The organism is Bradyrhizobium sp. Rc2d (assembly GCF_900099855.1).
In the GTDB taxonomy this organism is placed as follows: domain Bacteria; phylum Pseudomonadota; class Alphaproteobacteria; order Rhizobiales; family Xanthobacteraceae; genus Bradyrhizobium.
The window spans coordinates 442,083-466,438 of the sequence record NZ_FNCU01000001.1 but is presented as its reverse complement, the minus strand read 5'-3'; the positions used below and the strand labels follow the sequence as shown (position 1 = coordinate 466,438).

At 64.2% G+C, this 24,356-nt stretch carries 21 protein-coding genes and 1 pseudogene; 19 read left to right on the top strand and 3 right to left on the bottom strand.

The annotated features are described in order from the left end of the window. Nucleotides 1-81: 81 nt before the first annotated feature. The 7 genes from ilvN to BLV07_RS02105 all read left to right on the top strand — a co-directional run bounded on the left by ilvN (nt 82) and on the right by BLV07_RS02105 (nt 7,351). A complete protein-coding gene (gene ilvN, locus BLV07_RS02135) occupies nt 82-624 on the top strand; it encodes an acetolactate synthase small subunit (protein ID WP_091878999.1) in 543 nt (180 codons plus the stop codon). Between the two features lie 3 nt (nt 625-627). Continuing rightward, complete coding sequence (locus BLV07_RS02130; RefSeq protein ID WP_091878996.1) at nt 628-1,323, top strand: class I SAM-dependent methyltransferase; 696 nt, start codon at nt 628-630, stop codon at nt 1,321-1,323. 48 nt (nt 1,324-1,371) lie between these two features. Further along, nucleotides 1,372-2,262 (top strand): EamA family transporter, encoded by an 891-nt coding sequence (locus tag BLV07_RS02125; RefSeq protein ID WP_091878993.1) that lies wholly within the window; start codon nt 1,372-1,374, stop codon nt 2,260-2,262. A 7-nt stretch (nt 2,263-2,269) separates the two neighbouring features. Then, entirely contained in the window at nt 2,270-2,872 is a 603-nt protein-coding gene (locus BLV07_RS02120; RefSeq protein WP_176945291.1) for a LysE family translocator, read from the top strand. A gap of 133 nt (nt 2,873-3,005) precedes the next feature. After that, entirely contained in the window at nt 3,006-4,025 is a 1,020-nt protein-coding gene (gene ilvC / locus BLV07_RS02115) for a ketol-acid reductoisomerase (RefSeq protein ID WP_035700280.1), read from the top strand. A gap of 503 nt (nt 4,026-4,528) precedes the next feature. After that, nucleotides 4,529-5,380, top strand: coding sequence for an SDR family oxidoreductase (locus tag BLV07_RS02110; RefSeq protein WP_091878987.1), 852 nt, complete (start codon nt 4,529-4,531; stop codon nt 5,378-5,380). Nucleotides 5,381-5,638: 258 nt separating this feature from the next. After that, nucleotides 5,639-7,351 (top strand): sulfatase-like hydrolase/transferase, encoded by a 1,713-nt coding sequence (locus BLV07_RS02105; RefSeq protein WP_091878985.1) that lies wholly within the window; start codon nt 5,639-5,641, stop codon nt 7,349-7,351. Nucleotides 7,352-7,557: 206 nt separating this feature from the next. Here BLV07_RS02105 and BLV07_RS02100 read toward each other — a convergent pair whose 3' ends face one another. Further along, nucleotides 7,558-9,117 carry an ABC transporter permease/substrate-binding protein gene (locus tag BLV07_RS02100; protein ID WP_091878982.1) on the bottom strand — a complete coding sequence of 520 codons (1,560 nt, stop codon included), beginning with the start codon at nt 9,115-9,117 and terminating at the stop codon, nt 7,558-7,560. Beyond that, the gene (locus BLV07_RS02095) at nt 9,114-9,896 is read right to left on the bottom strand and encodes an ATP-binding cassette domain-containing protein (RefSeq protein ID WP_091878979.1); all 783 of its coding nucleotides are present in this window, start codon (nt 9,894-9,896) and stop codon (nt 9,114-9,116) included. The genes BLV07_RS02100 and BLV07_RS02095 overlap by 4 nt, the downstream gene beginning before the upstream one ends. A 280-nt stretch (nt 9,897-10,176) precedes the next feature. Here BLV07_RS02095 and BLV07_RS02090 point away from each other — a divergent pair, with 280 nt between their 5' ends. Both BLV07_RS02090 and BLV07_RS02085 read left to right on the top strand, forming a co-directional pair. Next, nucleotides 10,177-10,995, top strand: a complete 819-nt coding sequence (locus BLV07_RS02090) for an ABC transporter ATP-binding protein (protein WP_091878976.1) — start codon at nt 10,177-10,179, stop codon at nt 10,993-10,995. After that, a complete protein-coding gene (locus tag BLV07_RS02085) occupies nt 10,995-11,783 on the top strand; it encodes an ABC transporter permease (RefSeq protein ID WP_091878973.1) in 789 nt (262 codons plus the stop codon). Before BLV07_RS02090 ends, BLV07_RS02085 begins: the two co-directional genes overlap by 1 nt. Nucleotides 11,784-11,958: 175 nt before the next feature. Here the strand turns inward: BLV07_RS02085 and BLV07_RS02075 are convergent, their stop codons facing one another. Beyond that, nucleotides 11,959-12,408, bottom strand: a complete 450-nt coding sequence (locus BLV07_RS02075; protein ID WP_091878970.1) for a cupin domain-containing protein — start codon at nt 12,406-12,408, stop codon at nt 11,959-11,961. Nucleotides 12,409-12,546: 138 nt separating this feature from the next. Here BLV07_RS02075 and BLV07_RS02070 point away from each other — a divergent pair, with 138 nt between their 5' ends. The 10 genes and pseudogenes from BLV07_RS02070 to BLV07_RS02025 all read left to right on the top strand — a co-directional run bounded on the left by BLV07_RS02070 (nt 12,547) and on the right by BLV07_RS02025 (nt 24,355). Then, the gene (locus tag BLV07_RS02070; protein WP_176945290.1) at nt 12,547-13,572 is read left to right on the top strand and encodes an ABC transporter substrate-binding protein; all 1,026 of its coding nucleotides are present in this window, start codon (nt 12,547-12,549) and stop codon (nt 13,570-13,572) included. A 29-nt stretch (nt 13,573-13,601) separates the two neighbouring features. After that, the gene (locus tag BLV07_RS02065; RefSeq protein WP_091878964.1) at nt 13,602-14,306 is read left to right on the top strand and encodes a hypothetical protein; all 705 of its coding nucleotides are present in this window, start codon (nt 13,602-13,604) and stop codon (nt 14,304-14,306) included. 95 nt (nt 14,307-14,401) lie between these two features. Further along, entirely contained in the window at nt 14,402-15,724 is a 1,323-nt protein-coding gene (locus BLV07_RS02060) for an ABC transporter substrate-binding protein (RefSeq protein ID WP_091878961.1), read from the top strand. Nucleotides 15,725-15,739: 15 nt separating this feature from the next. Next, nucleotides 15,740-16,507, top strand: a complete 768-nt coding sequence (locus tag BLV07_RS02055) for an ABC transporter ATP-binding protein (protein WP_091878957.1) — start codon at nt 15,740-15,742, stop codon at nt 16,505-16,507. 3 nt (nt 16,508-16,510) lie between these two features. After that, nucleotides 16,511-17,215, top strand: a complete 705-nt coding sequence (locus tag BLV07_RS02050) for an ABC transporter ATP-binding protein (protein ID WP_091878954.1) — start codon at nt 16,511-16,513, stop codon at nt 17,213-17,215. A gap of 6 nt (nt 17,216-17,221) precedes the next feature. Beyond that, a complete protein-coding gene (locus tag BLV07_RS02045; RefSeq protein WP_091878951.1) occupies nt 17,222-18,103 on the top strand; it encodes a branched-chain amino acid ABC transporter permease in 882 nt (293 codons plus the stop codon). Next, nucleotides 18,100-19,108: pseudogene (locus tag BLV07_RS02040) on the top strand (branched-chain amino acid ABC transporter permease); the annotation flags it as partial. The gene BLV07_RS02045 and the pseudogene BLV07_RS02040, both read left to right, overlap by 4 nt. Beyond that, nucleotides 19,080-20,009 carry a polyphosphate kinase 2 family protein gene (locus BLV07_RS02035; RefSeq protein ID WP_091878945.1) on the top strand — a complete coding sequence of 310 codons (930 nt, stop codon included), beginning with the start codon at nt 19,080-19,082 and terminating at the stop codon, nt 20,007-20,009. The pseudogene BLV07_RS02040 and the gene BLV07_RS02035, both read left to right, overlap by 29 nt. After that, nucleotides 20,006-21,043 carry a patatin-like phospholipase family protein gene (locus BLV07_RS02030; RefSeq protein WP_091878942.1) on the top strand — a complete coding sequence of 346 codons (1,038 nt, stop codon included), beginning with the start codon at nt 20,006-20,008 and terminating at the stop codon, nt 21,041-21,043. Before BLV07_RS02035 ends, BLV07_RS02030 begins: the two co-directional genes overlap by 4 nt. A gap of 981 nt (nt 21,044-22,024) precedes the next feature. Continuing rightward, a complete protein-coding gene (locus BLV07_RS02025; protein WP_091878939.1) occupies nt 22,025-24,355 on the top strand; it encodes a mechanosensitive ion channel domain-containing protein in 2,331 nt (776 codons plus the stop codon). The last annotated feature ends 1 nt before the right edge of the window (nt 24,356 follow it).

Below are 24,356 nucleotides of genomic sequence, written 5' to 3'. Positions count from 1 at the left end.
GCCTGCGTGAAAAATCCCGGCCGGTGAACGCTGAATGCCCGCTTTCGCAGGGCGTGACGAGAGACATTTGAGGGGACGACAATGAACCAGCCGGCATCTGCCTACTTCATCGAGGACCGCCACGATCCCAACGAGACGCACACGCTCGCGGTGCTCGTGCAGAACGAGCCGGGCGTGCTCGCGCGCGTCATCGGCCTGTTCTCGGGCCGCGGCTACAACATCGAGAGTCTCACGGTCTCGGAGACCGAGGCCCAGAAGCATCTGTCGCGCATCACGATCGTCACCACCGGCACGCCGATGGTGATCGAGCAGATCAAGCACCAGCTCGATCGCATGATCCCGGTCTACCGCGTCGTCGACATGACCCAGACCAAGCGCTCGATCGAGCGTGAGCTTGCCATGGTGAAGGTGCGCGGGCAGGGCGAGCACCGGGTCGAGGCGCTCAGGCTGGCGGATGCGTTCCGCGCCCGCGTGATCGATGCAACCACCGAGAGCTTTGTGTTCGAGATCACAGGCAACACTGAAAAGATCAACCAATATATCGACCTGATGCGTCCGCTCGGCCTCGTCGAGGTGTCGCGCACCGGCGTTGCCGCGATTGGTCGCGGGCCTGAAGGGATGTGAACCATGCTGGCGCGCGACTGGTACTATAACGAGCGGAACCGGATGGGGATCGAGCCCGCGGTGGCGTCGATCTATGACAACCATGACGATGCCGATCTGCGGGCGCGCGCCGCGCTGAAAATGCTCGGGGTCCAGCGCGGCTGGCGCATCGCCGATATCGGCTGCGGCAACGGCGTGCTCGCGACCGAAGGGGCGCTGATGGGCGCCGAGGTCGATGCCATCGACATCTCGCCCGCGATGCTGGCGCTCGCCGAAATCTATGCACGTGACCGCAAGGCGCCGGTCCGAACCCAGTCGGCCGGCCTGCTGAGCTTCTCCTACCGGCCGGAATCCTACGATTTGATCGTCAGCGAGTTCACGCTGCATCATCTGCCGGACTTCTGGAAGGCGGTGGCGATATCGCGGATCTATCGCGCGCTGAAGCCGGGCGCGAGCTTCTACCTGCGCGACATCGTCTACGCTTCGATGCCGGATGCGATCGAGCGCGATGTCGAGCAATGGGCGGACTTCCAGATCAAGAACCACGACTTTTCGCGCGAAGGCGTCGTCACGCACATGCGCGACGAATATTCCACCTTCGGCTGGGTGATGGAGCGGATGTTGACCGACGTCGGCTTCACGCTGGTCTCGGCCGACTACCACGCCCCCATGCACGGCACTTATCTGCTGCGGAAACCGAAAGCCGGCGAGCAAGGCTAGACAGAAAAAGTAACAGGGCTGCACGGCAGTGCAGAACCGGGAACAACAATGAAGCCGGCTGACATCCTCATCGCCATCCTGGTGGCGATCATCTGGGGGCTTGCTTTCGTGGCGAGCCGGATCGCGCTCGACGAACTGTCGCCGGAGTTGATGACGGCGCTACGCTTCACCATCGCTGCGGTCCCATGCCTGTTCATTCCCAAGCCGAAAGTTGCCTGGTCGCTCCTGATCGCGATCAGCTTCACGCTGTTTCTCGGCCAGTTTCTGTCCCAGGCCTATGGCATTGCCCATGGCGTGCCGGTGGGGCTGACCAGTGTCGTCGTGCAGAGTCAGGCCCTCTTTACCATCGGCTTTGCCGCGGTCGCATTCGGCGAGCGGCCGACGCCGATGCAGGCGCTCGGCACCGGCATTGCTGCGATCGGTCTTCTGATGATCTGCGGCACTGTCGGCTATGATTTCAGCGCCGCTGCGTTTGCGGTACTGATGATCTCGCCAGTCAGCTTTGCCGTCGGCAATCTCTTGCTGCGTGGCGCCCGCGGCGTGCCCATGTTCGACCTGTTCGCGTGGTTGTGTCTCGCCTCGGCGATACCGCTGTTCGCGCTGGCGCTTATCGCCAACGGCCCGGCGTCGACCTGGACATCGCTGACCCACATCTCGCTGACGTCAGCGCTCTGCATGCTGGCGCTTGGCGGCGTCTCGACAAGCATCGCCTATTGGCTGTGGGGTCGGCTGCTGCGCGACCATCCAGCCGCCCAGGTGGTGCCGTTCGCGCTGCTGGTGCCGTTCGTGGGATCGGCGGCCTCAAGCGTCGTGTTCGGCGAGCGGTTCGGACCCCTAAGGCTCGCCGGCATGCTGACCGTGATCGGCGGTATCGCGGTGATGGTGCTGGCGAAGCGGCCCAAGGCGTTGCCTGAAGAGCCGCTGCCCAAAGTCGCGTGAGGTGAGCATGTCCCAATCGCTGTTCTATGCCTTTCTCATCTTCATGGTCGTGATGTACTTCACGCCCGGGCCGAACAACATCATGCTGCTGTCCTCGGGCCTGACCTACGGCTTCCGGCGCACCATCCCCCACATCGTCGGGATCGTCATCGGCTTTGCCTTCATGGTGGCCGCGGTCGGCCTCGGGCTCGGCACCGTGTTTCTGGCCTATCCGATCCTCCAGACCATCCTGAAATATGCCGGTGCGGTCTACCTGATCTATCTCGCCGCCGCGATCGCCATGTCCGGCCCGACCAAGCCGGACAAGGGGGGCGGCCGCGGCCCGATGACCTTCTGGGGCGCGGCGATGTTCCAATGGATCAACGCCAAAGGCTGGGTGATTGTGATCGGCACCATTACCGCCTACGCGGCGATCGCCCAATTCCCGCTCAACATCGCAATCCAGACCGTGATCAGCCTGCTCGTCGGCGCGGTTTCGACCGTGGTCTGGGCTCTGTTCGGCTCCGCATTGCGGCCGGTCCTGACCTCGGAGCGGCTGGTCCGCGGCTTCAATATCCTGATGGCGGTGCTGCTGCTCGCTTCCCTCTACCCCGTCTTCATGGATGCATGATGCCGCAGATTTCCATGCAGAAACGGGTTTCCCAGGGGCCCTAAAATGCTCTAGACAGCCCCCGAAATCCGTCAATTCACCTTCGAAAGACCTGACCATCGGCCGATTCCGGCCCCGAACGAGGAAACGAACTATGCGTGTTTATTACGATCGCGACGCCGACCTGAACCTGATCAAGGGCAAGAAGGTCGCCATCGTCGGCTATGGCAGCCAGGGCCACGCCCATGCGCTCAACCTGAAGGACTCCGGCGTCAAGGAGGTGGCGATTGCGCTGCGCAAGGGTTCGGCCTCGGCCAAGAAGGCGGAGAACGCCGGCTTCAAGGTGATGGAAGTCGCCGAAGCCGCCAAATGGGCCGACCTCGTCATGATGCTGACCCCGGACGAGCTCCAGGGCGACATCTACCGCGAGCACCTGCACGACAACATGAAGAAGGGCGCCGCCCTCGTGTTCGCGCATGGCCTCAACGTCCACTTCAACCTGCTCGACCCGCGCGCCGACCTCGACGTGTTGATGATCGCGCCGAAGGGCCCCGGCCACACCGTGCGATCGGAGTATCAGCGCGGCGGCGGCGTGCCCTGCCTGATCGCGATCGCCAAGGATGTCTCGGGCAATGCCCACGACCTCGGCCTGTCCTATGCGTCCGCCATCGGCGGCGGCCGTGCCGGCATCATCGAGACCACCTTCAAGGAAGAATGCGAGACCGACCTGTTCGGCGAGCAGGTGGTGCTCTGCGGCGGCCTGGTCGAGTTGATCAAGGGCGGCTACGAGACCCTGGTCGAAGCCGGCTACGCCCCGGAGATGGCCTATTTCGAGTGCCTGCACGAAGTGAAGCTGATCGTCGACCTGATCTATGAAGGCGGCATCGCCAACATGAACTACTCCATCTCCAACACCGCCGAGTACGGCGAGTATGTCACCGGTCCGCGCATCATCACCGACGAGACCAAGAAGGAGATGCGGAAGGTTCTCGCCGACATCCAGGGCGGCAAGTTCGCCCGCGACTGGATGCTCGAGAACAAGGTCAACCAGACCTCGTTCAAGGCGACCCGCGCCAAGCTCGCCGCGCACCCGATCGAAGAAGTCGGCGCGAAACTCCGCGACATGATGCCCTGGATCAAGAAGGGTGCGCTGGTCGATAAGAGCAAGAACTAAGCCGTTATACCCCGGACGCAGCGCAGCACTCTGGTGATGCGCTGCTGATCCGGGGTCCAATGCGGCCTCTGGGTCCCGGCTCTGGGCTTCGCTTCGCTGCGCTTGTCCGGGACACGAGCGAACACAACTTTCGCTCGCCAAACCAAATCTTAAGCCCTTCGCGATTAGGGTCGAGCGAGATCGCGGACAGCGGTCTCGCTCTTTCCTCCTCGCGCGAAGCATTGCTGCTTCATTCAAATTCTTCGCGAGCTGACGCGCTGCTTGAGCGCCAAGAACTGACGCTTAAACCACATTCTTGGTCTCGCGTCGTTTTTCAAGGCTTCTTAGAACTTCCTGATCGTCAAAATCGCTGCGTCGTCAGAGCCAAGGATTCGGCTCTTCATCCCTCTTTTTAACGCGCCTTCGACTCATGGCGCACCTGCTGCGCGGACTTCCGAGCTGGGCGACATTGCGCCCCGGCACCTTCCTCCTACATGATTGCGGGAACTCGAGGGGAGGGGACCATGCGATCTGTCGTCGTCACCGGCGCATCCACCGGCATTGGCTGGGCAGTTGCGAAATTTCTGATCGGGCGTGGCTATCGCGTGTTCGGCAGTGTCCGCAAGCAGGCCGACGCCGACCGGCTCAAGAGTGAGTTCGGCACCAATTTCACGCCATTGCTGTTCGACGTCACCGACGAGGCAGCAGTCCTCGCTGCTGCGCGAAAAGTTCGCGAGGCGCTGGGCGGCGAGACGCTGGCGGGGCTCGTCAACAATGCAGGCATCGCGGTCGCCGGCCCCGTGCTCGAATTGTCGGCCGACGATTTCCGCCGCCAGATGGACGTCAACGTCATCGGTCCGGTCATCGCGACGCAGGCGTTCGGGACGCTGCTCGGCGCAGACGCCGCGCTGAAGGGGCCGAAGGGCCGGATCGTGATGATCAGCTCGGTCGCCGGCAAGAACGGCAATCCGTTGTCGGCACCTTACAGCACCTCCAAGCACGCCATCGAGGGCCTGTCGGAGAGCCTGCGCCGCGAGCTGATGCTGTTCGGCATCGACGTCATCATCGTCGCGCCCGGCGCGGTGAAGACGCCGATCTGGAGCAAGGCCGAAGAGATCGACCTCTCCGTCTACCAGAACTCGCCCTATCTGCCGGCACTAAACAAGGCGATGGCGTTCATGATGGACATCGGCGCCAAGGGCCTGCCCGCCGAGCGTATCGCCGAAGTGGTGTTCGAGGCGCTGACGGCGGCAAGCCCAAAAGTGCGCTACCAGATCACGCCGGACCCGCTCCGCCATCTGATCGGCGCCGTGCTGCCAAAACGGACGCTGGACCGCATCATCGCCAAGCGCCTCGGGCTGCTGCCGCAGGGGTGACGTTCAGCTCGCCTCGGCCGGTCCGTCCTATCGCCAAGCCCTGACGTTGCGAGGAGCGGCCTGCCGGGCCTGCGGCCCACGTCTCCCGCTAACAATAAGCGAAAGTCGGATCGCCGGACGCGTTGCCTGACCGTGACTGTTCCGTTACAGTTTTATGACACGGTGCAGACTTCCGGCTGCGCCGGGCGCCGCTAGCTGCCTCGAGGCCGGCCAGACGGCTTGGCATCACCGCGCCGGACCAGAAGTTGCGTGTCGTCGATGGCGTCCGCGCCCAATCCAGGTCCCTCTGCCACCACCGCCGTGCTGGCGAGCGTCGCCGCGCTCGGCATCTGGCGGCTGCTCGCGGTCACAGCGCCCCATTTCGCAGCGATCGCGCTGATGTACGAGACCGAGACCGATTTCGGCTCGCGCCTGTCTTTCGCGCTGGCCTGGGGCATCCTCAACTTCTTCTGGATCACGCTGCTGCGGCGGCCGGCCCTGTCGGGCGCGCTGTCGCTGACCATGGTCGTCGTGCTGGTGCTGCTGTCCCGGCTCAAGCACGACGTCGTGCAGATGACGGTCAACTTCATCGATCTGATGATGATCGACCGCGACACCGTCGCGTTCCTGTTCACGATCTTCCCGAATCTGCGCTGGTCGGTGATCCTGGCCGGCCTCGTCACGCTGCCGCTGATGTATGCGCTGTGGTGGCTCGATCCGTTCCGCATCCGCCGTCTGCCAGCGTTCGCCTGCAAGCTCGCCTGCCTTGCCGCGCTGGTCGGCTATTCGCTCTATCATCCTGATGAAGCCTGGCGCGGCTACTACGACGACGGCTATCTCTCGAAATTCTTCCGCTCCGGCGTCACCGCGGTCGCCGATTTCGTGCAGTACGGTTTCATGGAATCCGCCGCCGCGACCAACGAGCGGCTCAACGTGCCGCTGGTCGATGAGTGCCACCCTGCGGGTCGCCGGCCCAACATCATCATGATCCACGATGAATCGAGCTTCGACATCCGCGCCGCGCAGGGCATCAAGGTGCCGCCGCGCTATGGCGACCACTTCAAGTCCTGGGACGGCAAGCAGCGCACGTTCCTGGCCGAGAGCAATGGCGGGCCGAGCTGGTTCACCGAATATAACGTGCTTGCGGGGCTCTCCTCGCGTTCGTTCGGCCGCTTCGCCTATTTCGTGACGCGCATCGCCTCGAACCGCGTCGAACGCGGCCTGCCGTTGGCGCTGCGCCGTTGCGGCTACGACACAATGTCGCTCTATCCCGCCCATGGCGGCTTCATGGGTGCGCGCAGCTTCCAGATGACGACCGGCATCGAACGCTTCCTCGACTCGAAGGATCTCGGCGCCAAGGACGTCGAACCGGACTCCTTCTTCTACGACAAGGCGCTCCAGCTGATGGGGCAACAGCCGCCCAACAAGCCGCTGTTCACCTTCATCTATCTCGGTGCCAATCATTTCCCCTGGGAGACGCGCTTCCGCCCCGACCTGCTGCCGAACTGGCGCGCGCCGGGCAACGTGCCGTCGATCGACGAATATCTGCGCCGCCAGGCGATGAGCGCCGAGCAGTACAAGGCTTTCGTCGCCGGCCTGAAGAAGAATTTTCCTGGCGAACCTTTCCTGATCGTGCGGTACGGCGATCACCAGCCGGAATTCGCGCCGAACCTGCTCGAGCCCGGGCTCGACGAGGGCGCTCTCGGCAAGAAGCTCGACGCTTACGATCCGCGTCTCTACGCAACCTATTACGCGATCGACGCCGTCAATTTCGAGCCGGTGAAGAGCGACGCCGTGATGGACACGATCGACGGTCCGTATCTGCCGCTGGTGATCCAGGAGGCCGCCGGCATCCCGCTCGATCCATCCTTCGCCGAGCAGAAGGCGATCATGCTCCGCTGCAAGGGCATCTTCTACGGCTGCGAGCATGGCGCCGAGGCGCGGCGGCTGAACCGGCTGCTGATCAACGCGGGGATGATCCGGGGGCTGTAGCTGTCTTGCTGTACCCCCAAGCGCTACTCATTGACCGTCACCCTGAGGTGCGAGCCCTGCGGCGCAAAGGCGCCGCTGGGTGAGCCTCGAAGGGCGACGGCCCGGCTGCATCGGGGCCGCTCATCCTTCGAGGCTCGCCGCACGGTGCTGCGCACTGTGCATCTCGCGCCTCAGGATGACGGGGCTTGAGAGCGGCTGGGTGCGACCTACCGCCCGCCCACCTTCTCCCACAGCCACTTCGCCACCGCATCGGGCGATGAATTCGCATCGTTGCCGCTGGCGCGCAAGTTCGCCTCGCGCATGGTCGCGATGTCGATCTTGCCGAGCAGCGGCTTGAGCGCAGCCTCTAGCCGCTCATCACCGGCTCGTTTCGGCGCGAGCAACAGGATCGCGTCGTAGGGCGGGATCGCGTGCCTGGGATCATCGAGTGCGACGAGATCGTATTTCGCGATCAGGCCGTCGCTGGTGTAGCCGGCGATCACGTCGACCTCGCCGCTGGCGACCGCGGCATACATGAAGTCCGGCTGCATCTGGCGTTGGGCGCGGAAGGAAAGGCCGTAGGCCTTTTGCAGCGCGGCCCATTCGGGGCGCGAGAAGAACTCGTAGTCGCCGGCGATCGACATCGTCGATATGTGCGCGGCGAGATCGGCGATGCTGCGGATGCCAAGCGCCTCGGCGCGCCTTCTCGGCATCACCAACGCATAGGCATTCTCGAATCCGAGCTCGCCGAGCAAGGTGATGTTCTCTTTCGCAAGGGCTGCCTTCAGCTCTGCGAGCAGTTCCGCGCGCGGCTTGATGTCGGTGCGATGCAACTGGTTGGCCCAGAGCGTACCGGAATAGTCGACATAGAGATCGATGTCCCCGGCCTTCAGTGCCTCGAAGATCACGCTGGAGCCGAGGCCGGATCGCGCGGTGGCGGAAAGCCCGGCCGCCTGGAGGCGGTCCCTGAGCAGCGCCGACAGCACATATTGCTCGGCGAAGGTTTTGGCGCCGACCACATAGCTCTGCGACGAGCGTCCCAGCGTCGGCACCAGCGTGGCAGCGACAAGTGCGGCGATTCCGATCGCGCCGAGTCCGGCGCGCAGGCGCCTGCGTTGGCGCAGGCCGGTCTCGATCAGGCCGAGCAACTCATCGATCGCAAGCGCGAGCAGGGCCGAGGCCAGGCAGCCGAACAGCACGAATACCCAGTTCTGGGTCTGAAGCCCGGCGAAGATGTAATTGCCGAGGCTGGTCTGCCCGATCGGCGTCGATAGCGTCGCCGTGCCGATCACCCACACCGCGGCGGTGCGGATGCCCGCCATCATCACCGGCAGCGCCAGCGGCAGTTCGACCATGACCAGCGACTGCCGTGCGGTCATTCCGACACCCTTGGCGGCTTCGAGCAGCGCCGGATCGATGCCGTTGAGACCGGTGATGCCATTGCGCAGCACCGGCAACATCGAATAGAGCGCGAGCGCCAGCATCGCCGGGAGGAAGCCGAAAGCGGAGAAGGAGACGCCGAACCAGGCGAGCGTGACGGAAGCCGCCAGCAGCAGCAGCGGATAGAACAGCGCAAGCAGCGCCAGCCCAGGCACGGTCTGCACGATGCTGGCGAACGCGAGCAGCATGCCGCGCGGCGCCGGGCGATTGCGCGTCAGGATCGCCAGTGGCAGGCTGACGGCGAGACCGAGCGCGAGCGCGGCCAGGCTTACCCGCACATGGTTGCCGAGATAGTCAGGCAAATGCGACAGCGCCTCGCCCCAGCGCGGGTCGGTGAAGAAGCTCATGCCCCACCGCCCTGCGGCAACAGCGCATTCAATCGCTCGACCTGGCGCCGGGGCGTGCGCAACAGCTCCAGCACATAGGCGTCGCCACTCTTTGACAGCTCTGCCGGCGTGCCCTGGGCCAGCAGCGTTCCAGCGCGCATCACCGCAATGCGGTCGGCCAGCAAAATCGCCTCCGTCATGTCATGCGTGATCATCACGGTGGTCAGGCCGAGCTTGCGGTGCAGGTCGCGAAAATCCTCGCCGAGCGCATCGCGGGTGAGGGGATCGAGCGCGCCGAACGGCTCATCCATCAGCATGATGTGGGGCTTTGCCGCGAGCGCCCGCGCCACGCCGACGCGCTGGCGCTGGCCACCCGAGAGCTCTTCGGGCAGCCGGTCGCGATGCGCGGCACGGTCGAGCTGCACGAGCTCCAGCAGTTCGTCGACACGCACGGCGATGTCCGTAGCCGACACGCCCAGCAGTCTTGGCGTGATCCCGATATTGTCGGCAACGCTCAAATGTGGAAACAGCCCGCCGGCCTGGAACACGTAGCCGATCCGCCGCCGCAGTGCGACCGGATCGACGTTTTGCACGTCCTCGCCCTCGACCGTGATCGTGCCGCCATCCGCCTCGATCAGCCGGTTGGCGAGCCGCAGCAGGGTGGTCTTGCCGGAGCCCGAGCCACCGACGATGGCCACAAATTCGCCTTCGGCGATGTCGAGCGATACATCGTCGACGGCCTTGAGCGGGCCGAAGCTCTTGGTGACATGCGCGTAGCTGATCATCGGCCTGGAGGGCATCACGGGTGGGCTCGCTTTTCTCTCACCCTCCCCTGGAGGGGGAGGGTCGATCGCGCGCAGCGCGAGCAGGGTGGGATGATCTCTCCACTCGGGCACTGTTCTTCGCAGAGAGACCTTCACCCCACCCCGTCTCACATTTCGCTGCGCTTATGTGAGCCGACCCTCCCCCTCCAGGGGAGGGTAAGAGCACGGCAAGACCCCATGCGTAGCACGCTTGGCGCCTTGATTGAACTTGGCCGCGCGAGCGGCTAAGGCATCGGTCCAGGTTTGGAGGAAGCACATGACGACGCCCACGGCGGTGGCGCTGGAAGATGCCAAGGTCGCGTTCCGCCTCGGGGACGGCCGGGTCTATACAGCGGTTGAGAAAGCCCATCTCGCGGTGGCGCAGGGCGAGTTCGTCGCCATTGTCGGCCCGACCGGCTGCGGGAAATCCACGCTGCTCAACGTCGCCGCCGGGCTGCTCAAGCCCGCGGCCGGCAGCGTCAGGATATTCGACCAGCCGCTCGCGGGGCTGAACCGGGATGCCGGCTACCTGTTCCAGGCCGACGCGCTGTTCCCGTGGAAGACCGCGCTCGACAATGTCGCCATCGGGCTCGAGATCAAGGGCACGCCGCGCTCCGAAGCGCTGCCGCGGGCGCAGCAATGGCTGACCTCTGTCGGGCTCGGCGCCTTCGCGAACCGCTATCCGCACATGCTCTCCGGCGGCCAGCGCAAGCGCGTGGCGCTGGCACAGGTGCTGATCCGCGACCCAAAAATCCTGCTGATGGACGAGCCGTTCGGGCCGCTCGATGCGCAGACGCGGCAGGTCATGGGCAATCTGCTGCTCGACCTCTGGAACGCCGACCGCAAGGCGGTGCTGTTCGTCACCCACGACCTCGAAGAGGCGATCGCGCTCGCCGACCGCGTCGTGATCATGTCGGCGGGGCCGTCCTCGCGCATCATCGGCGACTGGCGCGTCAGCTTGCCGCGCCCGCGCGATATTTTCGAGGTGCGGCTCGACAAGGAGTTTCACTCACTGCATCGCGAGATCTGGAGCGTGCTGAAGGACGAGGTGATGAAGGGTTACGAGCAGTCCACGCACGCGAAGGAAGCGGTCTGATGTCGCGCCCGACGCTGCTTGCGCTGCAAGTTCTGGTCGCGGTCGTCTGCATTGTGCTGTGGCAAGTGCTGTCGACCGTCCCCGTGTTCGGCAAGATCCTGCTGCCGCCGTTCTTCTTCTCCAACCCGTTCGACGTGTTCAACCAGATCGTGAAGTGGTTCGCGTCCGGCGTGATCTGGAAGCATCTCGGCATTACGCTCGCGGAATCGATCCTGGCGTTCTTGATCGGATCGCTCGGCGGCGTGCTGGTCGGCTTCTGGTTTGCGCGCCAGCCGCTGGTTGCGGCCGTGTTCGACCCTTACGTCAAAATGGTCAACGCGCTGCCGCGCGTCGTGCTGGCGCCGATCTTCGCGCTGTGGCTTGGGCTTGGCATCTGGTCCAAGGTCGCGCTCGGCGTGACGCTGGTCTTCTTCATCGTCTTCTTCAACGTCTATCAGGGCGTGAAGGAAGTCAGCCGCACCGTGCTCGACAATGGCCGTATGCTGGGCATGAGCGAGCGGCAATTGATGCAGCACGTCTATTGGCCGTCGGCGCTGTCCTGGATGTTCTCCTCCCTGCACACCTCGGTCGGCTTCGCCGTGGTCGGTGCGGTCGTCGGCGAATATCTGGGATCGGCGGCTGGGCTCGGCTATCTCATTCAGCAGGCCGAAGGCATCTTCGACGTCGCCGGCGTGTTCGCCGGCATGTTCGTGCTGTCGGCCTTCGTCATCCTGATCGACTTTGGGGTGACGCTGGTGGAGCGCCGTCTCTTGGTGTGGCGGCCGATGGCGTCGGACGGGCGGGGATAGCAGTAAGAAAATTAGTTTCTGATTGCGAGCCACATCCAAGGTGCGCTCCCTCCCCCGCCTGCGGGGGAGGGTTGGGGAGAGGGTATCTCCACTTGCGAGAGCCCCCAAGAGGAGAGAACCCTCACCCGCGCCTTCGGCGCGACCTCTCCCGCAAGCGGGAGAGGTGAAGACAAGCTCAATCCAGCAGCTTGGTGTCGTCGGGCGCCTGCGGTGGCGTCTTGATCGCGATCGCCTTGACCTGGCCGCTGATCGGCTTGGTGCCGCCATGCGGCGTGCCCTTCGGGATGATCACGAGGTCGCCGGGCTTCACCGTCACCTCCTTGTCGCCGAGCCAGATCGTCCCGGTGCCGTCCAGGATGTACTGGATCTCGTTGGTGTTGGGATGCAGGTGCTTGGGCACGTTGCCGACCTGGATCGAGATGGTGGCACCGTCCGCGCTCGCGAACATCTTGGAGCGGTAGCCGACAGCGTTGGCGGGACCGAGCGCGTCGCCTTGCATCTCGCCGGTATGGATGATCTGCGCGGTGATGTTTTCAGCGGCGAGCGCCGGCCGGAGCAGGTGGGTGGCGCCGCATCCGGCGGCAAAGGCGGCGGCGATCGACAGCCCGGCAGCAAGGCGATTCATGGATGATCCTCCCCATCGAGAATTGTTCTTGTTTGGGCATGCTATTGCGCAGAAAGGCCGATGGCCAGCCCACATAGGCGGTGCTTCTCAAGCCAGCCCCGCTGCTCTATGGTGCCGCCGGCCGAACGGAGGAAACCAATGAAGAACACGATTGCCAGGCTCGCCGGCGCGTTGCTCGCGCTGACGCTCACCACCTCGCTTGCCGCGGCGCAAAGCAAGGTCACCATCGCGGTCGGCGGCGGCTCTTGCCTGTGCTATCTGCCCACCGTGCTGGCCAAGCAGCTCGGCGAGTACGAGAAGGCCGGCGTCAATGTCGAGCTGGTCGACCTCAAGGGCGGCTCGGACGCGCTGAAGGCCGTGCTCGGCGGCAGTGCCGACGTCGTTTCCGGCTATTTCGACCATTGCGTCAATCTCGCTGCCAAGAAGCAGGAGCTTCAGGCCTTCGTGGTCTATGACCGCTATCCTGGCCTCGTGCTGGTGGTCGCGCCCTCTCGGACCAACGACATCAAGTCGGTGAAGGACCTTGCCGGCAAGAAGGTCGGCGTGAGCGCTCCCGGCTCCTCGACCGACTTCTTCCTCAAATACATGCTCAAGAAGAACGGCCTCGATCCCGCCGGCACCGCCGTGATCGGCGTCGGCCTCGGCGCCACCGCGGTCGCGGCCATGGAGCAGGGCCAGATCGATGCGGCCGTGATGCTCGATCCCTCCGTCACTGTGCTCCAGGGCAGCCACAAGGATCTGCGCATCCTTTCGGACACCCGCACCCAGAAGGACACGCTCGAGACGTTCGGCGGCGAATATCCGGGCGGCGCGCTGTACTCGACGGCGGCCTGGGTCAACGGCCACGCGAAGGAGACGCAGGCGCTCACCAACGCGATCCTGGCGACGCTGACCTGGATCCACTCGCACTCGCCCGAGGAGATCATGGCGAAGATGCCGGAGGAGGCGGTCGGCAAGAACAAGGACCTCTATCTCGCCGCGCTGAAGAACACGATCCCGATGTTCTCCGAAACCGGCAAGATGGACCCGAAGGGCGCCGACGCCGTGCTTGCGGTGTTCAGCGTCGGTTCGCCCGAAGTGGCGAACGCCAAGATCGACGTCAGCAAGACCTTCACCAACAAATTCGTCGATCAGGCCAAGAAGACGACGGGGAATGCCAAATAGCTGACGCGAAGGCGAAGTAGTCAGGCGTCATGACGTCACCGGTCATTCATCGCGTTGCGACGCTTGATCTTGCGGTGCGGCCGATCGTGTGGCCGTTCGCGGAGGAGCGCCGCGCCGAGATCGCGGCGCATTTCGCCGAGATGCAACGCGAGCGGCCGAAGATCTGGAACGGCCGCGTCCTGCTCGGGCGCGATGCCGTGTTCACGGACGGCCATCTCGCCGCGACTTATTTCGAGACCGATTTCGCCAGCTTCCTCGCCTGGCGCGACTGGGGCTTTCCTGATCCGGCCGTGTTCAACGGCTTTGGCATGGGCGCGCTGCGCACCTCCGACGGCGCCTTCGTGATGGGCGAGATGGCGCACCACACCGCCAATGCCGGCCGCATCTATTTCCCGTCGGGAACGCCCGACCTCGACGACATCAGGGCTGGCGCCCTCGACATACCCGGCAGCGTCGTCCGCGAGATCGCGGAGGAGACCGGCCTCACCGTGGCCGACTATGCCGCGGAGGCAGACTGGCACTGCGTGGTCTCCGGCCGTGCGATTGCGATGATTCAGGTCCTCAACCTGGATATGCCGGGCGAGGTGGCCCGCGCCCGGATCGAAGCCAATCTGGCGCGCGAGGTCGAGCCCGAACTGTCGGCTATCCATCTCGTGCGCGGGATGGATGATGTCACGCCGACCATGCCGCGATTTGTCACGGCCTTTATTGCGCAGCAGTTCGCCTCTCGCTGACGCCCGAGGCTTGACATCGCTTCGCTCACCCCATGTGATGGGCGAAAAAGCAAGATCAACAAGAATGCGATGCACAATCGTCCAGGGAGGTTTTGATGCGCCTGCGCATGGCTGCCCGTTTGGTACGTGGGCTGTTGGTCGCGATTGCAGCGATGGGCTTGGCGGTGTCCGCCCAGGCCCAAGACCAAGGCAAAGAGAAGAAGATCAAGATCGGCGTCGTCTTCGATTTGACCGGACCTCTCGCCGGCGGCGGGTCCGAGCTGAACTATGTCGGCGCCAAGATCATCCTCGATCATTTCGCCAAGACCGGCGTCGAGGGTTACAAGATCGAGGCCGTCTACGCCGACGCGCAAAGCAAGCCTGACATCGCCATCAACGAATCCGTCCGCCTGCTCGAGCAGGAGAAGGTCGACATGGTGCTCGGCTTCTTCTCCTCGGCGCAGTGCGTGCCGGTCGCGGCCCGTGTCGAGCAGCTCAAGAAATTCATGTGGATCACGACCTGCATCTCGTCGGCCGTGTTCAACGAGAAGGGCTACAAATACGTGTTCCGCCCGCAGGCGAGCGGCGACCAGTTCGGCATGATGACGATGGATTTCATCGCGCAGAACGCCAAGGAGAAGTTCGGCAAGGAGCCGAAGGACCTGCGCGTCGCCATCATCCACGAGGACGGCGCCTATGGCGTCGACGTCTCCAAGGGCAACGAGGCCGGTGCGAAGAAGGCCGGCTTCAATGTCGTGCTGAAGGAAGGTTACTCGGCGACCGCGCCTGATCTCTCCGCGCTGGTGACCAAGCTGAAGCGCGCCAAGCCCGACGTCATCTTCCACACCGGCTACAACCCCGACATCACGCTGTTGCTGCGCCAGGCCCGCGAGCAGGGATTGAGGTTCGGCGCGCTGATGGGACATGGCGCCGGCTACGGCGTCTACGAGAAGCTGAAGGAAGGCATGGGCGCAGACGCCGCCTACATCTTCAACGCCGACCCGATCTCGATCTGGCTCGCCAACCAGAAGACCATGGATCCGAAGCTGCCGCCCGTCATCAAGATGGTCGGCGAGGAGTTCGACAAGATCAAGCCCGGAGTCGCGATCCGCTCGGCCCATGTTGGCATCGGCGCGTCCAACACGTATTTATTCATGAGCGACGTGCTGCCGCGCGCGATCAAGAAGTATGGCGGCGTCGATCCCGACGCGCTGCGCAAGGCGGCGCTCGACACCGACATCCCGGAGGGCGGCACCATGCTCGGCTTCGGCGTGAAGTTCTACGGTGAGGGCACGCCGATGGCCGGGCAGAACGAACGCTCCTTTCCCGTCGTGATCCAGTACATCGACGACAAGTCCTCTGTGGTGTGGCCCAAGAGCCAGGCGCAGCGCGAGGCGGTGCTGCCGCTGCCGAAAGGCACCACCTACAGCAACCAGTAGCGGCGGAGTGCTTCGGTGTTGGAAGTCAGCGGGCTGGTGAAGCGATTTGGTGGCTTCACGGCCGTCAACAACGTCTCGTTCAGGGTCGACCAGGGCGAGATCCTCGGCCTGATCGGCCCCAACGGTTCGGGCAAGAGCACCATCTTCAACATGCTCTCCGGCACGCTGGTGCCGACCTCCGGATCGATCCTGTTCGCCGGGCATGAGATCGCAGGTCTTGCGCCGCACCGGATCATCAACCGCGGCATCGGCCGCACCTTCCAGATTCCGCGGCCCTTCCGTCGCCTCACCATCTTCGAGAATGTCGCGCTGGCCGGCTTCTACGGCCAGGGACGCCACAGTCGCGTCAAGGCCGAGGAAGCGGCCGAGCGGTCGCTGGCGATGGTCGGCCTGCCGACCGATCGCCATGCCAGTGTCGATGGCCTCGGCGCAGCCGGCTTGAAGAAGCTCGAGCTTGCGAAGGCCCTCGCCACCGCGCCGAAGCTGTTGCTGGCGGACGAAAGCCTCGGCGGCCTCGACGAGGCTGAGATGGACCAGGCCGCCGACATGCTGCGCAACATCCGCGATGAGCTCGGTATCACCATCATCTGGGTCGAGCACATCATGGGCGTGCTGATGCGCGTCGTCGACCGCGTCATGGTGCTCGATCACGGCGAGAAGATCTCCGAGGGGCTGCCCAGCGCGGTCGCCGGCGATCCGCGGGTGATCGAGGTCTATCTCGGCACCGATGCCGAGACCACGCAGGCCGCGGCCGCCGAGGCGCGCCGCCGCGCGGGAGGTTAGCCGATGCTGGAGCTCCGCGGCGTCAATGCCGGCTATGGCACGTTCCAGGCGCTGTTCGACGTCAATCTCGACGTCAAGGCCGGCGAGGCCGTCGGCGTCATCGGGCCGAACGGCGCCGGCAAGACCACCTTGATGCGCATCATCTCCGGCCTGATCCGGCCGTCGCGCGGCTCGATCAAAATGGAGGGCATCGACGTCGTGGCGACGCCGTCGCACAAGATCGTCAGCCTCGGCATTGCGCATGTGCCGGAGAACCGGCGGTTGTTTCCGCGGCTTTCGGTCGACGATAATCTCAAGATGGGCGCCTTCATGAAGGAGGCGCGCGCCCACTATGCCGAGCGGCTCGACGTCGTGTTCGATCTGTTTCCGCGCCTGAAGGAGCGACGCCACCAGATGGCCGGCACCATGTCCGGCGGCGAGCAGCAGATGTGCGCGATCGGCCGCGCGATGATGTCCAATCCGAAACTCCTGCTGCTCGACGAGCCGTCGGCAGGCCTCGCGCCGGTCGTGGTGCAGCAGGTGTTCGAGCTGGTGAAGCGGATCCGTGCCAGCGGCCTGACCGTGCTGATCGTCGAGCAGAACGTGCAGCAGGTGCTGAAAGTGGTCGATCGCGCCTATCTGATCGAGGCGGGCACGATCCGCGCCTCCGGCACCTCGGCCGAGATGCTGGCGAGCGACACGGTCAAGGAAGCGTATCTCGGGGTGTGAGGGGGCATGCAGGCATTTCTGGACGTCTTCGACATTTATCTGCTGGAGGCCGTGATCAACGGCATCCTGCTCGGCGGTGTGCTGGCGTTGCTCGCGCTCGGCCTCAACCTGATCTTCGGCGTCATTGACGTGACCTGGATCTGCTATGCCGAGCTCGTGATGATCGGCATGTACGCCATGTATTTTATGGTGCAGTATTACGGGGTCAGCTATTTCATCGCCGCTCCCTTTACCGTCCTGCTGGTCGCGCTCCTCGGGGCGGCGCTGCACTACCTCGTGATCGCGCCGCTGCTCACGGCACCGCCGATCAATCAGTTGCTCGCGACCGGCGGCGTGCTGTTCGTGCTGCAGAGCTTTGCCACCGTCGCCTTCGGCATCGACTTCCGCAACCTCGGCATCCGCCTGCCGGTGCTCGCCTTCGGCGACATGAATTTCAGCTACGCACGGTTGCTGTCCTTCGTGGCGGCACTGGTCGGCATGGTCGCGGTCTATCTGTTCATGACGCGAACCTTCACCGGCACTGCGATCCGCGCCATCTCGCAGGACCGGCAGATCATGGCGCTGATGGGCGTTGACGCCAAGCGGATCTATCTCATCACGTCCGCACTCGGCGGTGCGCTGGCCGGGCTCGCTGCCTGCCTCCTGGTGCTGCAATATGACGTGCATCCCTTCGTCGGCCTCTCGTTCGGGCCAATCACCTTCTTGATCTGCGTGCTCGGGGGCTTAGGCAACTTCATCGGCGGCTTCATCGCCTCGTTCCTGTTCGCCGAGATCATTTCGCTCGGCGGCCTGTTCTCTGATCTCGAATGGGGCTATGTGCTCGCCTTCGCCTTCTTCATCGTCATGATGTTCATCCGGCCTGCAGGGCTCCTGGCGAGGCGCCGATGATGGGGCAGGGGCGGCTTGCAGCCTGGGGGGTAGGGCTGGCGGCGCTGGTCGCGCTGCCCTTCGTCTATCGCGATCCTTATCATCTGCACATCCTGGTGCTGATCCTGATCTGGTCGTTCGCCTACACGTCCTGGTCGATGATGGGGCGGTTCGGCCTGGTCTCGCTTGGGCACGGCGGCTTCATGGGGATCGGCGCCTATGTCACCGCGCTCTTGTGGAATCACCTCGGCCTCTCGCCATGGATCGGCATTCCCGTCAGCATGGTCGCGGCCGGGGCGCTGGCGCTGATCGTCGGCTATCCCTGCTTTCGTTTCCGCATCACCGGGCATTATTTCGTGCTCGTGACGCTGGCGCTATCAGGCATCGTGCTCCAGGTCATCACCGCGACGCGCGACTATACCGGCGGCTCGCTCGGCTACACGCCGAACCGTGCGTCCGGCAACAAGCTGCTGGCGCTGCAATTCGACGACAAGACCACCTGGTATCTGATCGCACTCGCGGTTTGGCTGTTCGGCATCGTGGTCTGGCACTGGGTCGACCGCAGCATGGCTCGCCATGCGCTGGAGGCGATCTCGGAGGACGAGGACGCCGCGGCCGCGGCCGGTGTCGACGTCACCGCCGAGAAGCTGAAGATCACGCTGCTCAGCGCGCTGATGACGGCGCTCGCCGGCGCGATCTACTGCCAGTACCAGATGTTCATCACGCCCGACACCGTCAGCGGCATCGCGGTGTCGCTGCAGATGGTGTTCGCGGCCATCGTCGGCGGCCTGTTCGTCTCGCTCGGCCCGACCGTCGGCGCCATCATCACCATCCTGCTCGCGGAGAGCTTGCGTATCGGCTTCGGCACCAAGGCGGTCGGCTGGGACAATCTCGTCTATGGCGTGCTGCTCGTGCTTTTCATCATATTTCTTCCCAAGGGCATTCTTGGTAGCGTGCTCGACCGACTGAAGCCGCAACGCAAGGTGTCCCCGAACTCATGAGCAAGAAGCCGTCCAAATCGATCGCCGACCAGCTCGACCGTTACATCACGCCGTTCCGTTACGACGGATCCGGCAAGTTTCACCTCAAGGACCACAAGACCGACGAGAAGGGCGATCTCGACAAGGAGACGGCGCAGGAGATCCTCGATGCCAACAAGAGGCGGCTGATCGCATTTCAGGAGAAGCTCTACGCCCAGGACCGCTGGTCGCTCCTGATCGTATTCCAGGCCATGGACGCCGGCGGCAAGGACAGTGCGATCAAGGCGATCTTCGAGGGCATCAATCCGCAGGGCTGCGAGGTCCGTGCCTTCAAGGCGCCGAACAGCAAGGAGCTCGACCACGACTTCCTCTGGCGCCACGTCGTCGCGCTGCCGGAGCGCGGCCATATCGGCATCTTCAACCGCTCCCATTACGAGGAATGCCTGGTGACGCGGGTGCATCCGGAGATCCTCGCCAAGGAGAAGCTGCCGGCAAAGCTCGTCACGAAGAACATCTGGAAGGAGCGGTTCGAGGACATTTCCGCCTTCGAGCGCTATCTCGGCCGCAACGGCACAGTCGTGCTGAAGTTCTTCCTCAACGTCTCCAGGGAGGAGCAGCGCCAGCGCTTCCTCGACCGGCTGGAAGAGCCGGCCAAGCAGTGGAAGTTCTCGATGGACGACATCAAGGAGCGCGCGCTGTGGCCGCGCTACCAGGCGGTCTATCAGGACATCGTCCGCCACACGTCGACACCACATGCGCCGTGGTACGTCGTGCCCGCCGACCATAAATGGTTCGCCCGCGTCGTGATCGGCTCCGTGATCAATGCTGCGCTCGAAAAGCTGGACCTGCGCTTTCCGCGTGCCGACAGGGCTTCGCTGCAGGAATTCGAGCAAGTGCGCAAGGCGCTGGAGAAAGAGGGGACGGGAGGCAAGAAGCGGGCAAAGTGACAGCCAACGGGACCGCGGACCGCAAGAACGTCAACTTCGCGCTGCAGGGCGGCGGCGCGCACGGCGCCTTCGTGTGGGGCGTGCTCGACCAGGTGCTCGAGGATGGCAGGCTCGCGATCGAGGCGATCAGCGCCACCAGCGCCGGCGCGATGAATGCGGTGGCGATGGCCTCCGGCATGGCGAACGGAGGCGCGGAAGCGGCGCGGCAGAGCCTGCACGCATTCTGGTACGAAGTGTCGCGCATGGACTTGGCGTACGATTTGCTCTCGCCGCTGAACCAGTGGATCCAGGCCCTGAAGCTGCCGCCGGAATATCATCCGGTCCATGCCTTCATCCACACGCTGACGCACACGCTGCCGCCGAACTTGCTCAATCCCTTCAACTTCAATCCGCTCCGCGCGCTGCTGCAGCGCGTGATCGATTTCGACCGGCTCAACTCCTCGCCCGAGGCGCCAGAGCTGTTTCTCAACGCCACCAACGTCCGCACCGGCAAGATCAAGGTGTTCCAGAGTCCGTTTCTCAGCGCGGAAACCGTGCTCGCCTCGGCCTGCCTGCCACCCTATTTTCAGGCCGTCGAGATCGACGGCGAGCATTATTGGGATGGCGGCTATCTCGGCAATCCCGCGATCTTTCCGCTGATCTATCGCAAGGGCAGTCACGACGTCATCATCGTGCAGGTCACGGCGATCCGGCGCGACGAGCTGCCGACCAGTGCGGCCGATGTGCTCCACCGCATCAACGAGATCAGCTTCAATTCGTCCTTGATGCGCGAGATGCGCGCGATCGCCTTCGCCACACGGTTGATCGACGACGGCGAGCTCGACAGCGACAGGCATAGCCGCATGTACATGCACTGGATCGGCAACGACCAGCTGATGTCGCAGCTCGGTACGGCCACGCAATTCCATCCCGAATGGAGCCTGTTGTGTCGCCTGCGCGACGAGGGCCGCGAGGCGGCGCGAAGCTGGCTGGCGCGAAACTTCGACCGGGTCGGAAAGTCCTCGACGGTCGACCTGACAGACATGTTTCTCTAGGCGGGGACAATAATTGCGAAAACAACCCCATGCACAGTAGCCGGGGATAGCGGAATCAATGGCTTGCCGGAGGTCTCGTGCGTTTGCGGATTTTACGAAGTTCGTTTGACACGTCGGGCAAAATAGGCGCATAATGTCACCATGCCCGTCCAGGGAACTCGCGCGTTCAAATGTGATCCTTCAGGTCATCGATCCTGCTTGACAGTTTTGTGTCTCGGGAGGAGCATCGCAGAGGTCGCAAACAAGCGACGCGCAACGTCCACCTCATGAGCAAGGGGAGGTCTATGACACCACCTCCGCAAATCCAGCCGCTAAGTGCGATGGAGCTCGTTCGGACTATCGCATAGCGGCGAAAACCGCGAACGGCACGCCGGGTCAAGGTTTAGCGGGCTGCATCAGTGAGGCAAAGCCCCTACCTTCCCGGCGCTGTAATTTGCATCACGTCGATCAATGGCTGGCCGCGCCGAGGCCGCCACAACGAACGCATTAAAGTTCTGCCTTGTCCCTCCTCCCTCCTTGCCGTCATTCCGGGCCGACGCCCGGAATGACGCTGGGCTATCGCATGTGGCACTTTAGGCGGCCTGCGCGCGCGCCTCGTCCTTCGAGACGCTTGCTGCGCAAGCTCCTCAGGATGAGGCTAAGCGGCAGCGGTGCTCGTTGAAACTGTTGCCGCGCATTCAGTCCTCATCCTGAGGTGGCCGCATAAAGCGGGCGTCTCGAAGGGTGGCCACAGGGAAACCGCCCTCAAAAGCAACTGCTCTGCGGAACGGCGGGAGCGCGCTCAGCGTTCTCAAGCCGTCTCGCTGCGCTGACCCTATGCCGTCTCCAATCCTGCATGGCCAAATGCCAAGAGAATGTCGCCTCAAAGGCCAACTTCCGACACAGGTCCGAGGCGAATAACGGTCATCCGACATGACGCATGTGCTTCGGTGGTGACGGTCCCGGCACCGCCAGCGCATTCATTTTTTTCAGGGAATCCGCGTGTCGCATAAGCTTGCCCCGGCGCTCCTCGCCGCTCTCTTCCTCGCGATCTCATCTCTCTGCGGCGCCCGCGCCGAGACGCCGGTCGCGAGCAGTGCGGCCGCGCTGTCGCCAGACGAGGCCAAGCGGGCGCTGGAGACGCTCCAGGACGACAAGAAGCGTGCGCAGATGATCGATACGCTGCGCGCGATCGCGAATGCGCCCGGTCAGCAGCAGCCTGTACCCGCCGCGCTCGAGCAGAAATCGCCGATCCCGCTCTCGGCCGACGGTCTCGGTGCACAGCTCCTGCTCACGGTGTCGGAGGAGATCGGTGCGATCTCGAGCGAGATCGCCAGCATGGCGCGGACGCTCACGCATTTTCCGGCGTTCTATTACTGGATCATGCGGACCGCGAACGATCCCGCCGCCTACAATCTCCTGATCGAGATCGCCTGGAAGCTGGCGTTGGTGCTCGGTTGCGCCCTTGCGGCTGAATGGGTGATGTTCCGCCTGATCCGGCGTCCAGTCGCGTTCCTGGAAGAACGCGTGCCGCAGACCGCGCGCCTGCCGACACAGGCGCTGCCGATTGCCGATCCGCCGTCATCGGTAGCCGATGTCACCTCCGCGCCCGAACTGAACAAGCGTCACCACAGTCTGGTAAGGGTCTGGCAGGTCCTGCTGCGGCTGCCCTTCGTGCTGGGACGCCTCGTGCTCGAACTGCTGCCGGTGGTCGTCTTGGTGGGCATCGCCACGGCGCTGCTCGGGACCGAGATCGGCGAGCCCACGACCGTTCGCCTCGTGATCCTCGCTGTCATCAACGCCTATGCGTTCTCCCGCGGACTCATCTGCGTGATCCGGGCGCTGGCGGGACCGTTCGGCCTGTTTCCGGTTCGGGCCGAGACCGCAGCCTATATCGAGATCTGGGCGCGCCGCATCGTCGGCGTCGGTGTATCCGGCATCGCCTTTGCCAATGTGGCGCTGCTGCTCGGCCTGCATCGCGCCGGTTACGCTGCGCTGCTGCGCATGGTGATGCTGGTCGTGCACCTCTTCATCGTCGTCATCATCTTGCAATGCCGCCGCCAGGTCGCCGAAGCCATCCGCGCGCCGGCCGAGCGGCAGGGGATCGCGGCCCGTCTGCGCAACCGCATCGCCGGCGGCTGGCACTATCTTGCCATCGCGCTCGATCTCGCGCTGTGGGCCGTGTGGGCGCTCAACATCCGCAACGGCTATTCGCTGCTCTTGCAGTATTTCGTCGGGACGGTCGTGGTGGTGCTGATCACGCGCGTCGCCATCATGCTGACGCTGAGCCTGATCGACCGCGGCTTCCGTATCAAGCCGGAGATCCTCCAGCGCTTTCCCGGTCTCGAGATCCGCGCCAATCGCTATCTGCCGCTGCTGCGCAAGATCGTATCTGGCGTGATCGCCTTCATCGGCTTCGTGGCGGTGCTCGAAGTCTGGGGCGTGGACGCGATCGTCTGGTTCTATGGCGGCCAGATCGGCAGCCGGCTGATCTCGGCCTTGGTGACGATCGGGCTCGCCGTGTTCATCGCGGCCGCGATCTGGGAAGCCAGCAACGCGCTGCTGGACCGCCAGATCAATGCGCTGTCCCGGGACGGCCATTATGCCCGCGCCGCTCGCTTACGCACCTTCCAACCGATGCTGCGGACGGCGCTGCTCTGCCTGATCGCCACCGTCGTCGGCCTCACCGCGCTGAGCGAGATCGGCGTCAATGTCGCCCCGCTGCTCGCGGGAGCCGGCATCGTCGGCATTGCCATCGGCTTCGGTTCGCAGAAGCTGGTGCAGGACCTCATCACCGGTCTGTTCCTGCTCCTGGAGAACACGGTGCAGGTCGGCGACAATGTCAGCGTCTCAGGGCTGTCAGGCGTGGTGGAGAACGTCTCGATCCGCACCATCCGCCTGCGCGCCGGCGATGGCGCCGTGCACATCGTGCCGTTCAGCGCGGTCACGACCATCACCAATGCCAGCCGCGGCGCCGGCAACGCCTCCGTCAGCGTCAACGTCGCCTACAAGGAAGACACCGACCGCGCCGGCCAGATCCTCAAGGACATCGTGGAGGAGATGCGCCACGAGCCGGAATTCCGTGCATTGATCCGCGGTGACCTCGAGCTCTGGGGCATCGACAAGGTCGATGGCGCAATGGTGTCGATGGTCGGCCAGATCCGCTGCACCGAGGCCGGCCGCTGGCCGGTCCAGCGCGAATTCAACCGCCGCATGAAGCTGCGCTTCCAGCAGAGCGGCATCGAGGTCGCCTCCGCCACCCAGACCATCTTGATGCAGATCGCGCCGGCCGACGGCGCCGCCAATCTGACGCCAAGGCGGGCGGCTGGATAGC